This is a genomic window from Pseudomonas sp. FW305-7 (assembly GCF_058786735.1).
In genome coordinates, this window is sequence record NZ_JBYSZA010000004.1 from 140,941 (window position 1) to 155,508 (window position 14,568).

At 56.6% G+C, this 14,568-nt stretch carries 17 protein-coding genes and 1 pseudogene; 8 read left to right on the top strand and 10 right to left on the bottom strand.

All coding sequences use genetic code 11. From position 1 onward, the window contains the following. The first annotated feature begins 22 nt into the window (after positions 1-22). The gene (locus AC3WMT_RS07520) at positions 23-508 is read left to right on the top strand and encodes a flavin reductase family protein (protein WP_016987069.1); all 486 of its coding nucleotides are present in this window, start codon (positions 23-25) and stop codon (positions 506-508) included. Positions 509-665: 157 nt separating this feature from the next. Continuing rightward, positions 666-1,709, top strand: coding sequence for an LLM class flavin-dependent oxidoreductase (locus tag AC3WMT_RS07525; RefSeq protein ID WP_103303478.1), 1,044 nt, complete (start codon positions 666-668; stop codon positions 1,707-1,709). A 112-nt stretch (positions 1,710-1,821) separates the two neighbouring features. Here AC3WMT_RS07525 and AC3WMT_RS07530 read toward each other — a convergent pair whose 3' ends face one another. The 9 genes and pseudogenes from AC3WMT_RS07530 to AC3WMT_RS07570 all read right to left on the bottom strand — a co-directional run bounded on the left by AC3WMT_RS07530 (position 1,822) and on the right by AC3WMT_RS07570 (position 6,529). Then, positions 1,822-2,313 (bottom strand): hypothetical protein, encoded by a 492-nt coding sequence (locus AC3WMT_RS07530; protein ID WP_103303477.1) that lies wholly within the window; start codon positions 2,311-2,313, stop codon positions 1,822-1,824. A gap of 42 nt (positions 2,314-2,355) precedes the next feature. After that, on the bottom strand, positions 2,356-2,721 hold the full coding sequence (locus tag AC3WMT_RS07535) for a hypothetical protein (protein ID WP_146041230.1): 366 nt from the start codon (positions 2,719-2,721) through the stop codon (positions 2,356-2,358). Between the two features lie 173 nt (positions 2,722-2,894). Then, positions 2,895-3,131 (bottom strand): hypothetical protein, encoded by a 237-nt coding sequence (locus AC3WMT_RS07540; protein ID WP_103303475.1) that lies wholly within the window; start codon positions 3,129-3,131, stop codon positions 2,895-2,897. A 405-nt stretch (positions 3,132-3,536) separates the two neighbouring features. Beyond that, positions 3,537-3,971 (bottom strand): hypothetical protein, encoded by a 435-nt coding sequence (locus tag AC3WMT_RS07545; RefSeq protein WP_103303474.1) that lies wholly within the window; start codon positions 3,969-3,971, stop codon positions 3,537-3,539. Beyond that, positions 3,965-4,405, bottom strand: coding sequence for a hypothetical protein (locus AC3WMT_RS07550; protein ID WP_103303473.1), 441 nt, complete (start codon positions 4,403-4,405; stop codon positions 3,965-3,967). Before AC3WMT_RS07550 ends, AC3WMT_RS07545 begins: the two co-directional genes overlap by 7 nt. Positions 4,406-4,629: 224 nt before the next feature. Next, complete coding sequence (locus AC3WMT_RS07555) at positions 4,630-4,941, bottom strand: DUF7957 family protein (RefSeq protein WP_213028378.1); 312 nt, start codon at positions 4,939-4,941, stop codon at positions 4,630-4,632. Between the two features lie 356 nt (positions 4,942-5,297). Then, positions 5,298-5,567, bottom strand: a pseudogene (locus AC3WMT_RS07560) (winged helix-turn-helix transcriptional regulator); the annotation flags it as partial. Positions 5,568-5,594: 27 nt separating this feature from the next. Further along, positions 5,595-5,852, bottom strand: a complete 258-nt coding sequence (locus AC3WMT_RS07565) for a hypothetical protein (protein ID WP_146041229.1) — start codon at positions 5,850-5,852, stop codon at positions 5,595-5,597. Between the two features lie 227 nt (positions 5,853-6,079). Beyond that, entirely contained in the window at positions 6,080-6,529 is a 450-nt protein-coding gene (locus AC3WMT_RS07570) for a winged helix-turn-helix transcriptional regulator (RefSeq protein WP_103303469.1), read from the bottom strand. A gap of 176 nt (positions 6,530-6,705) precedes the next feature. Here AC3WMT_RS07570 and AC3WMT_RS07575 point away from each other — a divergent pair, with 176 nt between their 5' ends. From AC3WMT_RS07575 to argE, 5 genes are all read left to right on the top strand, one after another. After that, positions 6,706-7,524, top strand: a complete 819-nt coding sequence (locus tag AC3WMT_RS07575) for an alpha/beta fold hydrolase (RefSeq protein WP_103303468.1) — start codon at positions 6,706-6,708, stop codon at positions 7,522-7,524. Positions 7,525-7,863: 339 nt separating this feature from the next. Then, the gene (locus tag AC3WMT_RS07580) at positions 7,864-9,183 is read left to right on the top strand and encodes a flavin-containing monooxygenase (RefSeq protein WP_103303467.1); all 1,320 of its coding nucleotides are present in this window, start codon (positions 7,864-7,866) and stop codon (positions 9,181-9,183) included. Between the two features lie 57 nt (positions 9,184-9,240). Continuing rightward, positions 9,241-9,657, top strand: a complete 417-nt coding sequence (locus AC3WMT_RS07585; RefSeq protein ID WP_038367990.1) for a RidA family protein — start codon at positions 9,241-9,243, stop codon at positions 9,655-9,657. 343 nt (positions 9,658-10,000) lie between these two features. Continuing rightward, entirely contained in the window at positions 10,001-10,675 is a 675-nt protein-coding gene (locus tag AC3WMT_RS07590; RefSeq protein WP_103303466.1) for a DUF1028 domain-containing protein, read from the top strand. Then, the gene (gene argE / locus AC3WMT_RS07595) at positions 10,675-11,826 is read left to right on the top strand and encodes an acetylornithine deacetylase (protein ID WP_103303465.1); all 1,152 of its coding nucleotides are present in this window, start codon (positions 10,675-10,677) and stop codon (positions 11,824-11,826) included. The genes AC3WMT_RS07590 and argE overlap by 1 nt, the downstream gene beginning before the upstream one ends. 18 nt (positions 11,827-11,844) lie before the next feature. On the opposite strand, the gene AC3WMT_RS07600 is transcribed toward argE, so the two are convergent. Beyond that, positions 11,845-12,756, bottom strand: coding sequence for a LysR family transcriptional regulator (locus tag AC3WMT_RS07600; protein WP_103303464.1), 912 nt, complete (start codon positions 12,754-12,756; stop codon positions 11,845-11,847). Positions 12,757-13,122: 366 nt separating this feature from the next. Here AC3WMT_RS07600 and AC3WMT_RS07605 point away from each other — a divergent pair, with 366 nt between their 5' ends. After that, entirely contained in the window at positions 13,123-14,538 is a 1,416-nt protein-coding gene (locus AC3WMT_RS07605) for a purine-cytosine permease family protein (RefSeq protein WP_103303463.1), read from the top strand. Positions 14,539-14,568 lie beyond the last annotated feature (30 nt).

Genomic DNA, 14,568 nt, shown 5'->3' on the forward strand with positions numbered 1-14,568 from the left:
CACGCCACCCGAGGATCGTCCAATGATCGATGCGGCCATCTACAAACAAGTCATGGGTTCGTTCCCGTCCGGCGTCACCGTGATCACTACCCTGGATGACGACGGACAGATCGTCGGCCTGACCGCCAGCGCCTTCAGCTCGCTGTCGATGGACCCGGCCCTGGTGCTGTTCTGCCCCAATTACAGTTCCGACTCCTATCCTGTCCTGATCAAGAACAAGCGTTTTGCGATTCACGTCCTGTCCGGCGGCCAGCAAAGCGAAGCCTACGCCTTCGCCCGTAAAGGCAAGGACAAGGCGCAAGGCATCGAGTGGACGTTGAGCGAGTTGGGCAACCCGATCCTGGCCAATGCAACAGCTATCATCGAGTGTGAGTTGTGGCGCGAATATGAAGGCGGCGACCACGCCATCATGGTCGGCGCGGTGAAGAACCTCATCGTGCCCGAACAGATCGCCGGGCCGCTGGTTTACTGCCACGGCAAGATGGGCGCCCTGCCCGTCCTGGCCTGATCAAAACCTCAAGCCCCGCACAAATCAAATGTAGGAGTGAGCCTGCTCGCGATAGCGATTTATCCGATGTCGATGAGTTTTCTGACACACCGCCATCGCGAGCAGGCTCGCTCCTACAGTTTTGTAGCCATAACAACAATAGATCCGAGGAAGCGTCATGAAATTTTCCCTGTTCATCCACATGGAACGCTGGGACGAAAGCGTCAGCCACCGCCAACTGTTTGAAGACCTCACCGAACTGACCCTGATGGCCGAGGCCGGCGGTTTCAGCACCGTATGGATCGGCGAACACCACGCCATGGAATACACCATCTCGCCGAGCCCGATGCCGCTGCTCGCCTACCTCGCCGCGAAAACCACTACCATCCACCTCGGCGCCGGCACCATCATCGCGCCGTTCTGGCACCCGCTGCGGGTGGCCGGCGAATGTGCACTGCTCGACGTGATCAGCAACGGCCGCATGGAAGTCGGTCTCGCACGCGGCGCTTATCAAGTTGAATTCGATCGCATGGCCGGCGGCATGCCCGCCTCATCCGGCGGCCAGGCCCTGCGGGAAATGGTCCCGGTCGTGCGCGCCCTGTGGCAAGGCGACTACGCCCACGACGGCGATATCTGGAAATTCCCCACTTCCACCAGCGTGCCGAAACCGATCCAAAAGCCAAACCCGCCGATGTGGATCGCCGCACGCGACCCGGATTCGCACAACTTTGCCGTGGCCAACGGCTGCAACGTGATGGTCACGCCGCTGATGAAGGGCGACGAAGAAGTCCTCGATCTGAAGAACAAATTCCAGACCGCGCTGGACAACAATCCTGAAGTGCCGCGCCCGCAACTGATGGTGCTGCGCCACACCCACGTGCACACGGCGAATGATCCGGACGGCTGGAAAATCGGCGCGAAAGCCATCTCACGTTTTTACCGCACCTTCGATGCGTGGTTCGGCAACAAGCAAACCCCGGTGAACGGCTTCCTCGCGCCGAGCCCGGAAGAGAAGTTTGCCGGGCGTCCGGAGTTTGAGCTGGAGAGCCTGCACAAAACGGCGATGATTGGTACGCCGGAAGAGATTATTCCGCGCATCAAGTATTACCAAGAGCTGGGGGTGGATGAGTTCAGTTTCTGGTGTGACAACAGCTTGCCGCATGCGGAGAAGAAGAAGTCGCTGGAGTTGTTTATCAAGCACGTGGTGCCGGCGTTTCGTTAAGTCACTGCCGATGGCCAGCCGAAATAAAAAGCCCCGAGCAATTCGGGGCTTTTTATTTTAAATCGGAAAATGCATATTCCTGCCTGCGAACTCAACCACTTTTAAAGCAACATCACACTCGCGCCAATAAACGGCGTGCACGCTCGGACATTTCAGCGTTATCAACCTTGGCCAGCAATTGCAATTTTTCTCTAGCCTTATCGGTACCGATCTCGTGTAAAGCATAAATGCATTTCACACCCAGAGCATGCTCGGAAGCGATATACGGAAAGCAGGTCAGCGCCGTCTTGAATAAATAGTCGACCGCCCCAGGGTATCTGAAAACCTTCAATTCCCTTGCAATATTCTCGTGACTGATGTGCCATTCTTCAACGAGTAAGCGGCATAACACATCCGCACAGTCTTGAGTGAAACCGAACACCGCACCGAATATCAGCAAGCATTCCACACTGTCAGCGTCTTTAATTTCAAGCGCAGTTTCCAGTTCAGCACGCAGGTAATCTTCGGGGATATCCCCACCATTAAATAAGGACTCAAGAAAACAGTCTGTTGAGATCCGATGCGACACCAGATCAATCATCAAGTCCTGCTGTTGTTGATTCATAGCCCGCCTCCGAAAAAACTGCTCCTATCGCCAGATTTCTATTCATATCCAGGAAAAATCAGGCGTGATTTCACAAACAACACCCGCTGACGCAAGAATATTTCTAGCCTGTAAGACCTCCTGCGCCTGACCGCTGAATACCAGAGCATCGCCTTGCTGGAGTGTAAGCCTGGAAATCAAATAATTTTGACCTGTCACCTCGGAGACAGCCTTTACCTGGGCTTGATTCCGATAGTCGCCGCGACAGCGAACTTCATACCTGCACCTATCCAGCTGGATGCCGGGCATATTCGTTGTCACTACCGACCAGTCACACTGATCGCATCGTGTTCCCTGGGCACGACCTTCTTCGAAGAAGATCAAATTGCCCCCACACTGCTCGCACTTCACGCCGCAGGATTCATTCATTAGGGGTTACCACAGTCAATAATCCGAAGATTCGCCTCTTCTGCAGATCCGCAACGGCTATACACCGCTCATCGGCTTGAAGTCATCAATGGCTGGTGTTTTACGTCAGTCTTTACTGGATCGGCTTCCTGCACATCAACTCCAGCATAACGTTGCACACGTCGCTTTTTCTATCAAGACGCCCACTGGGTTTTTTCAGGAAACTCGCCACTCACGAAAAAACGAGCCAATTTCATACCGACTCTATCTGACCATTGACCTTTCGCATCCAATGGACACTCCTTTAGAACAGCAATAGTTCCCTTTATTTTATCCAGCCTTATCAAACCCACCTCCACCCCCCGGCCAAACGTATACTCAACATACTCCTCAGTCTCTGCTGTTTTATCCATCTCTATATAAAACGCCATATCGGCTACTCAACTCAACAATTGAACAATAAATTGGCCCAAAACAAAATCAACACCCCCACTTACCTCTATCCCAAACAAGCTTCATATTTCACCAAGACCAAACGACAGGAAAGAACGGCGTCGTCTACGTCATGTAAAATACAAGGCCAAGCTTTGGCAAAGCTCAAAAAAACTTTCAAGTACAGAATCCTTTCAATGGGTCGAACTGAAAGCTTAGCGGGCAGCAAGGCTAAAATGTCGGCAAAATTTTACGTATTTTTTCAGCCGGTCTCCCCCCATTTACTCCATGTCTCGACCAGTCTACTCAACTGGAATTTCGCGGATCGTATTGCTGAGCGTTAGGTAGGCGGAAAACGTGGCTATCAATCTCAATCGGAAACCATGCAGGCTTTTTCTCCACATTCACTTCCAATAGAACTCCACGCTACACGAGCCACCTCTTGGGTCCAATTGTGAAGATACAGTCCCCCATACAAAATCATAAGCTATTAGAATTTCATTTTTTTTCTGAGGAATACCAAACAGCTCATTTAATAAGGCGTCGTGTTTGATCTTTAGCCCTTCGAGATCACGCCCATCACCACTTATCAATGCGAAGCCAAATTTTTTCAGACAACCTTTGAAAAAACCGAAACTCACATTAACTTGGCGACCTAAAATGCAATGATTCCAACTGGAAAACAGCATCCAGCCATTACCCATATCTATTTCACCATCAAATTTAACACCCTGCTCAACAAGCGCAGTGAACGTTAAATCTTTTCCAATCTCGATATGATCATCTAGATAAACACACCCACTTTTAGTATCTTGCCTAAACACAACAGTAGTTAACACAACGAAAACTCCGAGCGAATATGATCCGCCAGCCCAACCAAATCCTCGTACGCCAGTGGGCCAAGTAGCGGTTCGTGAATAGATAAATACACTGCAGCAGCCATATTTGTCATACCGCATTCACTCGCCTCCAACAGCCTTGTGGGAGCGATCATAAAGTTAGTCCCCGGTAGAGTTTCGCGTGCCCGACCAACAAACGACCATGGCAAAGCCCCCTTGTAGCCATCCACCGCGGCCCTCAACTTATCAATTTTATCTTTGGCAACACACTTAAACCTGAAAGCGATGAAAGGGGGAAAAGCAGAATGATCTTCTCGCCGAATTTCATTTCCAACCCACACCTCAGGAAACCTCTGCCGATACTTCCGCCACTCCAAGGCGCCGATATCAGCAATAACATTTAGGAGTTGGCCTTCTTCATTCTCAATCTTCATAGACTAAAGACCCTTTAAATTATTTGAGATTTTGACACCCTCAGGTTTCATCCCTTTGATGTGCTTCTCCCAAACACTTTTAGCAATCGGTCAAAGAGAGACGGGAGAAAACGGGGACAGACCAGGCTTTTTTGAGTAAATTTGAAAGCCGTAGCCCAACCCCCTTTATCTAAACGTGGTCTGTCCCCATTTAATCCTCACCATTCACCTCTCACCGGGATGACTCATTTCAATAGCTGGCTCGGAACCGCTCTACCTGTTTGAAAGTCGAGGTTATAACTACCACCATCCCACCTGTAAGCTTTAAGCTGTCCCCCCTCCACAAAAATATGGGTGAATGCCCCCCCATCCGAATCAAAATCAGAACTCACCTGCCAAACTACGTTTCCCACGTTATCAACCAGAAAAATATTGCTTGAGCACTCCTTCGATCCGTATAACGCCTCCTGACCCAGACGATCAAGTAGAACAACACTAAACAACTCTGAAACGGCAATAGCTTTTGAAACTGCATCCATCTCAATAACTCTAGTCATCACAAGGCCCTCGAAACCCCAAAACTTTCACTTGGTATCAGTTCTTCGAGGCTTGGCTGCTGCTCTTCGAGCAAGCGATTCTGACGTTTGCGAATCAGGTCGGTTTCACCAGGAGTGGGTGCAGCGAAAGCACTTTGGACTGAAGGCAGGCACAGCAACGCTACGCACAACCTCGTCACGAGGACGGGTGGGTACATGTTCGATCCCTCGAGACGGAAAGTGACATCACAATAGTGGCGCGATACTAGATGGCCATCATTTTGGCGTCAAACAATCGTTTTGACCTTGCGTCGGGTTTGTATCGAGGATTGAACAATGGGAGCTACCACGGCTCCGCGACGTAGCGCCTTAGCCAATCAGTGCTCAACAGCCAGGCGGGTTGCGCCATCCTCCGGTGCCAGCACGCGGCCATCGGCGGCCATCAATTCCAGCTTGCGAATAGGCTGCCGATGCTTCGCATCGACCATGACCGAGCCCGGCTCGCCCGGTGCGTACATGAACTCGCCGCCCCACTGCGACAACGCGACAATCACAGTTTGCAAGGCTTTGCCGCGCTCCGTCAGCACGTATTCCTTATAGGCGCCGCCGTCAGGGGCGGGCACCGTCTGCAGAATCCCCTGCTCCACCGAAACGACTGCCTCACACCTGATCTATCAAAGCTTGCAGACACTCGTAAACTCGTCCAGTGACATGACCGCACCTGCATCACTTTCCGGCAATAGCACATCCGTCACCACGACTGTGCGCGCTTCAAAATCAATCACGACATCAAACAGATTAAAAGTGAACTCACGAATGCACACGACCCCGTCGGACTGTTGGGTAGTGAAAATTTCCGTGCGCAACAATTCACAAATTCGCCAGTCAAGTTCCTCATCCAGGAAGCGCTGGAATAGCTCACTTATCATCAAGGTTCAATCATTCTCTTGTACGTCAACAGTTCGCGATCTCTAACGGTGTAGATCGACTACTGAAAAGAAAGCGAGAAGGGAGTATTGATGACCTTTACAGTCGCTGACATAAAGTCATCCAACTCTTTTGCGCCTTCTGCCAGTCAAAGAACATCAATAAAAATACAACCATTAAGCCTGGCAACTATCAGGTGAACGTCACAGACAACCGCAACAGACCTCGTCCGTCAATGCTCAACACTGAGCTTGGTCGCCACGTCTTCCGGCGCTAATAGACGGCCATCGGCGGCCATCAACTCCAGCTTGCGAATCGGCTGCCGATGCTTCGCATCGACCATCACCGAGCCCGGCTCGCCCGGTGCGTACATGAACTCGCCGCCCCACTGCGACAACGCGACAATCACCGTTTGCAAGGCTTTGCCGCGCTCCGTCAGCACGTATTCCTTATAGGCACCGCCGTCAGCGGCGGGCACCGTTTGCAGGATCCCCTGCTCCACCAAACTTTTGAGGCGGGCGCTGAGCATGTTCTTGGCGATATCCAGGTTCTTCTGGAAATCACTGAATCGGCGAATGCCATCCAGCGCATCACGGACGATCAACAACGACCACCAATCGCCGATCAGATCCAGCGTGCGGGCGACGGGGCAGGCATTACCCTCAAGACTTTTGCGTTTCATTTCAGGTGTCTCCGGCAAACGACAGTTTCGTGCGGTTGCATCTTACAACTCCTGATGAAAATTGGTTGCGCAAGCGAGCGGGCAAACTTAGCACCTGCGTACAAGTTGTCAGCGGATTTTGCGCAGATAGTGGCGGCTGCTATGCCCACGATTGAACTCAAAACGCAGGAGTTTCCATGAGCACGTTGAAGACCCAAGACGGCACCGAAATCTATTACAAGGACTGGGGCAGCGGTAAGCCCGTGCTGTTCAGCCACGGCTGGCCGCTGGATGCCGACATGTGGGAATACCAGATGGAATACCTGAGCAGCCGCGGTTATCGCACCATCGCCTTCGACCGTCGCGGTTTCGGTCGTTCCGATCAGCCGTGGACCGGTTACGACTACGACACCTTTGCCGATGACATCGCGCAGTTGATCAATCATCTGGACCTGCGTGAAGTGACCCTGGTGGGCTTCTCCATGGGCGGCGGTGATGTCAGCCGCTACATTGCCCGCCACAGTAGCGAGCGCGTTGCCGGCCTGGTGTTGCTGGGCGCGGTAACGCCGCTGTTCGGCAAGAAAGCCGACTTCCCCGAGGGCGTCGACAAGTCGGTGTTCGACGGCATCAAGGCTGGCCTGCTGAAGGATCGCGCGCAGTTCATCGCCGATTTCGCGGCACCGTTTTACGGCACCAATCAGGGCCAGACCGTCTCTGACGGCGTGCTCACGCAAACCCTGAATGTCGCGCTGCTGGCCTCGCTCAAAGGCACGGTGGATTGCGTCACCGCGTTTTCGGAAACCGACTTCCGTGCGGACCTGGCCAAAATCGATGTGCCGACCTTGGTGATCCACGGCGACGGCGACCAGATCGTGCCGTTCGAAACCACCGGCAAGCAGGCAGCGGCGCAGATCAAGGGTGCTGAACTGAAGGTCTACGCAGGCGCGCCGCATGGTTTTGCGGTGACGCATGCGCAGGCGTTGAATGAGGATCTGCTGGCGTTCCTTAACCGCTAATAGCGCTCGCGTGTTGCTGCATTTGTGGCGAGGGGATTTATCCCCGATGGGTCGCGCAGCGGCCCCAAAAAGAATGGGCCTGCTTCGCAGTCCATCGGGGATAAATCCCCTCGCCACGATAATCACTCAGACATTGCTTTTTTGTACGCAAACCTTGCTATTGCTCTTCCAGGAAATGCCCGTATTTAAAGGCTTTCAGCCCTCTGCATCAGAAAATTATCTTCACATCCCAGCTTAATAATATTTTACCGATACCCCCCTCCTCCCTAGTCTGACCGCAAGCAAAACGGACAAGCCAACAGCGCCCGAATCCACTGCCTTGCTAGGAAGGATGTAGAGATGACCACTGAAATAATAAAAACAGACACGCTGATCGTGGGTGCCGGCCAGGCAGGCGTGGCCATGAGCGAACACCTGAGCAAACTGGGTGTGCCGCACCTGGTGCTGGAGCGCAATCGCATTGCCGAGCGCTGGCGCACCGGACGTTGGGATTCGCTGGTCGCCAATGGTCCGGCGTGGCACGACCGCTTTCCCGGGCTGGAATTCGATGACGTCGATCCCGACGGTTTCGCCCCGAAAGAACGCGTGGCCGATTACTTCGAGGCCTATGCGAAGAAATTCAATGCACCGATCCGCACCGGCGTCGACGTCAAAAGCGTGGTGCGCAATATCGGTCGCCCGGGCTTCACCGTCGAGACGTCCGAAGGCGTGATCGAGGCCGCCCGCGTGGTGGCGGCTACCGGCCCGTTTCAGAAACCGGTGATCCCGGCGATTGCGCCCCAAGACGAACGCCTGTTGCAGATTCACTCCGCTGACTATCGCAATCCGCAGCAACTGCCTGCCGGCGCAGTGTTGGTGGTTGGCGCGGGTTCTTCAGGCGTGCAGATTGCCGATGAACTGCAGCGATCCGGCAAGCAGGTTTACCTCTCCGTTGGCGCGCATGACCGCCCGCCTCGCGCCTATCGCAATCGTGATTTCTGCTGGTGGCTGGGGGTGCTTGGCGAGTGGGATCAAGCGGCGATGAAACCCGGCCGCGAGCACGTGACCATTGCGGTCAGCGGAGCCCATGGCGGGCGCACCATCGATTTTCGTGGTCTGGCCCATCGCGGCATGACCCTGGTCGGCGTGACCGAGTCGCTCAACGACGGCGTAGTGACTTTCAAGCAGGATCTGCTCGGCAACCTCACTCGCGGTGATGAGAACTATCTGGCGCTGCTGGATGCCGCTGACGCCTACATCGAGCGTAACGGCTTGGACCTGCCGGAAGAACCTGAAGCACGCGAGACCTATCCGGACCCGGAGTGTGTGAAAAATCCGCTGGCCGATCTGGATCTGGCCAAGGCTGGTGTCACCTCGATCATCTGGGCCACCGGGTTTGCCGTGGATTACTCGTGGCTGCAAGTCGCGGCGTTCGATGACAAGGGCAAACCGGTGCATCAGCGTGGCGTGTCGAGTGAGCCGGGCGTGTATTTCCTCGGCCTGCCGTGGCAGTCGCGGCGGGGCTCGTCGTTTATCTGGGGCGTGTGGCATGACGCCAAACATGTCGCTGATCACATCGCCACCCAGCGCAAGTATCTGGACTACCGAGATGCCGAGCAGCGTGAAGCCGCCCTGCATGCAAGCGCCCAACACAAAACCGCCGACACCGTCGACGCTTGAATTCCTCTTTCTCCGCGGCGCCGATTGCGCCGTGCCTTTATTCGTCAGGAGCTTTCCATGAGCCAGCCCACTCACACCCGTATTCGCATGTTCAACACCAAAGACACCTATCCGAACCAGACGCTGGATAACGATCTGTGCCAGGCCGTCCGCGCTGGCAACACCATTTATGTCCGGGGTCAGGTCGGCACTGATTTCGACGGCAACCTGGTGGGTCTCGGCGATCCGCGTGCGCAGGCTGAACAAGCCATGCGCAACGTCAAACAACTGCTGGAAGAAGCCGGCAGCGACATGAGCCACATCGTCAAGACCACCACTTACCTGATCGACCCGCGCTATCGCGAAGCGGTGTATGGCGAAGTCGGCAAGTGGCTCAAGGGTGTGTTCCCGATTTCGACCGGTCTGGTGGTCTCGGCGCTGGGGCAGCCACAGTGGTTGATGGAGATCGATGTGATTGCAGTGATTCCCGAGTAAGTCGACATACCGAGTCGCGGCCATCGCTGGCAAGCCAGCTCCCACAGGTATCGGGGTGTTCACAAAGTCTGTGACACACACAGATCACTTTGGGAAATTGATGTGGTGGCGGTAATTCCGGGGTAAGTCGACAGACCGAGTCGCCGCCATCGCTGGCAAGCCAGCTCCCACAGGTATCGGGGGTGTTCACAAAGTCTGTGACATACACAAATTACTGTGGGAGCTGGCTTGCCAGCGATGAGGCCAGCACAGGTACCTCATCCTCCCTGCTTGAAATGCATTTCCCTGTGGGAGCGAGCCTTCTCGCGAAGAGGCCGGGACACACACAACAAGGAGCATAACCATGACTTTTTCCATCGCCGCACGTTGCCCCGAAACCGGCCAGTTCGGTGTCGCCATCAGTTCCTCCAGCATCGCTGTAGGCGCGCGCTGCCCGTGGCTGTTGCCCGGCGTGGGCGCAGTGTCGAGCCAGAACATCACCCTGCCGTCGCTCGGCCCGGAAGTCCTCGCGTTGATGGAACAAGGCCTGGCGCCGGACGACGCACTGGACAAAGTGCTGACCCGCAACGGCTACAGCCAGTACCGCCAGATCACCGCGATCAACCACCTCGGCCAGACCGCACATTTCAGCGGCGCGCAAACCCTCGGTGTGCACAACGCGGTGGCCGGCGAACAATGCGTGGCGGCCGGCAACATGCTCGCCGGGCGTTCGGTGATCGAAGCCATGGTCAGCGCCTTTGAAGACGCTGAAGGCCAGTTGACCGACCGCCTGCTCAGAGCCTTGCACGCCGCCCAGGCACTCGGCGGTGAAGCCGGTCCGGTGCATTCGGCCGCCGTTGTGGTAGTCGGCGAGCAGACCTGGCCGATCGTCAACCTGCGGGTCGATTGGGCTGATGAAAACCCGATCGGCCAGTTACAGAAACTCTGGGACGCCTACCAGCCGCAGCTGCAGGACTACATCGATCGCGCCCTCGACCCGGCCAAGGCCCCGGGCTACGGCGTCGCCGGAGATGATTGATGAACGGCAGCGTCGAGTTGCTCAAGGCGCTGGTGGGATTTGATACCACCAGCCGTGAATCCAACTTGCAGTTGATCGAGTTTGTGCGCGATTACCTCGCCCGCTTCGACGTGCCGTGCGCGCTGATCTACAACGATGAGCGCAGCAAGGCCAACCTGTTCGCGACCATTGGCCCGGCGGATCAACCGGGCATCGTGCTGTCCGGGCACACCGATGTGGTGCCGGTCGATGGCCAGCCGTGGACATTGCCGCCGTTCGAACTCAACGAGCGCGACGGCAAACTGTTCGGTCGTGGCACGGCGGATATGAAGGGCTACATCGCTTGCGTGCTCGCCCTGGTACCCGCGTTGGTGAACGCAGCATTGCGCCTGCCGGTGCACATCGCCTTGTCCTACGACGAAGAAGTCGGCTGCCTCGGCGTGCGCTCGCTGCTCAAGGTGCTGGAACAGCGTCCGATCAAGCCGCTGCTGTGCATCATTGGTGAACCCACCGAACTGAAACCGGTGCTCGGGCACAAGGGCAAACTGGCGATGCGCTGTGACGTGCACGGCCACCCGTGTCATTCCGCTTATGCGCCGCTGGGTGTAAATGCCATCGAGTACGCCGCCGAATTGATCGGCGAACTCGGGCGCCTCGGCCAGCAACTGAAAGCGCCGGAGCATCACGACGCACGCTTCGACCCGCCTTACAGCACCGTGCAAACCGGCGTGATCAGCGGCGGCAAGGCCTTGAATATCGTCCCCGCCGACTGTCGCTTCGACTTCGAGATCCGCGCCCTTCCCTCGCAGGATCCCGCTTTGGTCGCCGCCGCGCTGAAAACCTACGCCGAACAACAGCTGCTGCCGCGCATGCGTGCAGTCAGCGAACACGCCGATATCCGCTTCAGTGAATTGTCGGCCTATCCGGGCCTGGCCACCGATGCGCACAGTCAGGCCGCCGAGCTGATTGCCGCGTTCTGCGGTTCAAGTGAATTCGGCACGGTGGCGTTTGGTACCGAGGGCGGCCTGTTCGATGCGGCAGGGATTGCCACCGTGGTCTGTGGCCCCGGCAGCATGGATCAGGGCCACAAACCGGATGAGTTCGTCAGCCTCGCTCAACTGCAGGCCTGCGATGCAATGCTGCATCGGATGTTGACGTCTATCAGCGGCTGAAAACCGGCTCGGCGCTACTCAGGGGTACAGCCGAGCCAACTCCTCCCGGCAATGATCGACAAACAACTGCACCGGTTTGGTCAGTTGCACGCGTCGCAGCCACGCGGCCGACAATCCCGAACCAGTCACGCTTTCTGCCAGCGGCACGCACACGACTTTCTGGCCGTCGTAGGTGTAGTCGCTGAACGGTTTGGTCACCAGAATCGAAAAGCCGAAGCCACTGCCGACCATGCCCCGCACCATTTCAATCGACGGTGAGCTGAACACAATGTGCGGGGTCAAGCCGCGCTCTTCAAAGATGCTCACGAAGTAGGTCCGGCTCGGCACCACGTCGAGCAGAATCATCGGTTCCAGCACCAGCTCATGCAGCGAGACTTTCGCCTGCTGGGCAAAGCGGTGATTGGCCGGCAGCAAGGCGTACGGCTGTTGTGGCGGCATCAGTGGCGTGGTTTCGATGGTGCTGTCGAGGTCGTGTTCGAACAGCATGGCCATGTCGATACTGCCGGCGGTCAGCGCCTGCACCAATTCCTGTTGCTCACCGTCGCGAATGCGGATTTCCACCCCCGGCCAGCGTTCCTTGAAGCCGGCGATCAGCCGTGGCAGGTACAGCGGCGCGACCGTTTCGAAACAGCCGATATCGATCTGGCCGGACACCACGTCGTTATCGGCGAGGGCGTTCTGCTCGAACTCGTGGGCCACCCGCAACAGTTCCATAGCCTTGCGATAAAACCGCGAACCACTCGGCGTCAGGGAAACGCCCTGGGCGTGATGACGAATGAACAGCTGCACGCCAAAGCTTTCTTCCAGATGCTTGATGGCGGTCGACACCGACGGCTGGGCGATATAGAGCTTGCGCGAGGCCTCGGCAACGCTGCCGCAATCGGCGGTGGTGACGAAATATTTGAGCTGGCGCAGGTTGTAGGCGGCCATGGAACCTCCGGTGGATCAGCCTGACATCACTTTTGTGGCAAAAGGACTCATCTGTGGCGAGGGGATTTATCCCCGATGGGTCGCGCAGCGGCCACACTTTTGACTCTAAAACCAAGGGCCGCTGCGCAGCCCATCGGGGATAAATCCCCTCGCCACAGGACTGTGCAAATTCAGATAAGAGTGAAGACTGAACATACCGGACAGCCCCGCCACGCGCGGCATACTTTTTTTAAGGTCTATAGCAACAAACTTACTAATTTATCTCTCCCGAACCTTTGCACATGATCGCTTCAACAAGAAATGCGCCGTCCGTGTCGGCGCTTACCGAAGTACGTCCACGTACTCATCCTTGCCTTGGAGTTCGTCATGTCCACCTCTGCAACAACGTCCGCCCCGCTCATTGAAAAACACACGATAGGATACGTGCCCCCCGAAGATCGCCACGGAAAGGTCAGGGATCTGTTCACGCTCTGGTTCGGCGGCAACATCGCGCCGTTGCCCATCGTCACCGGTGCATTGGGCGTGCAGTTGTTTCACTTGAATCTGGTGTGGGGCATCGTCGCCATTCTGGTCGGCCACTTGGTTGGCGGAGTGCTGATGGCATTGCACTCGGCGCAAGGCCCGCAGATGGGCATTCCGCAGATGATCCAGAGCCGCGCCCAGTTCGGTTCCCTCGGCGCCCTGCTGGTGGTGCTGATTGCCGGCGTCATGTACATCGGCTTCTTCGCCTCCAACATCGTGCTCGCGGGCAAGTCGCTGCATGGCGTGGTCGACAGCGTTCCGGTGCCGGTCGGCATCGTCATCGGCGCCTTCGGTTCGGGGATCATCGGCATCATCGGCTACCGCTTCATCCACGTGCTCAACCGCATCGGCACCTGGGTGCTGGGGATCGGCATCGTCGTCGGTTTCGGCTACATCTTCACGCACATCCAGACCGATGATTTCCTCACCCGGGGCAGCTTCAACCTCTCCGGCTGGCTGGCCACCGTGTCGCTGGCGGCGTTGTGGCAGATCGCGTTTGCGCCTTACGTTTCCGACTACTCGCGTTATCTGCCGGCCGATGTAAAGGTGTCGTCGACGTTCTGGACCACCTATCTGGGCTCGGCACTGGGTTCGAGCCTGGCGTTCATCTTCGGCGCCGTTGCCGTGCTGGCGACGCCGGTGGGCATGGACACCATGGATGCAGTCAAACTCGCCACGGGCTCCATCGGCCCGCTGATGCTGGTGCTGTTCCTGCTCAGCGTGATCAGCCACAACGCCCTCAACCTGTATGGCGCAGTGCTGTCGCTGATCACCCTGGTGCAGACCTTCGCCTATCGCTGGATTCCGACCGCCAAGAGCCGTGCGGTGATCTCGATCATCGTGTTGCTGGGCTGCTGCTTTGCCGCCGTGGGCGCCTCAAAGGACTTCATCGGTCACTTCGTCGATATGGTGCTGGTGCTGCTAGTGGTGTTGGTGCCGTGGACGGCAATCAACCTGATCGACTTCTACGCGATCCACAAGGGCAAGTACGACATCCAGTCGATCTTCCAGGTCGACGGCGGCATCTACGGGCGTTACAACCCGCAGGCCTTGCTGGCCTACGCGATCGGCATCGCCGTGCAGATTCCGTTCATGAACACGCCGCTGTACGTCGGCCCGGTGTCGGCGCACATCAACGGCGCGGACCTGTCGTGGCTGGTGGGATTGCTGGTGACGTCGCCGCTGTATTTCTGGCTGGCCAATCGGGACAGCGCTTACCGTCGGCGGATGACCGGTGGCAACCTGGCGAGCAGTCTCTGAAATCGCTTCGATGCCCCAGGAAGGCCCGCC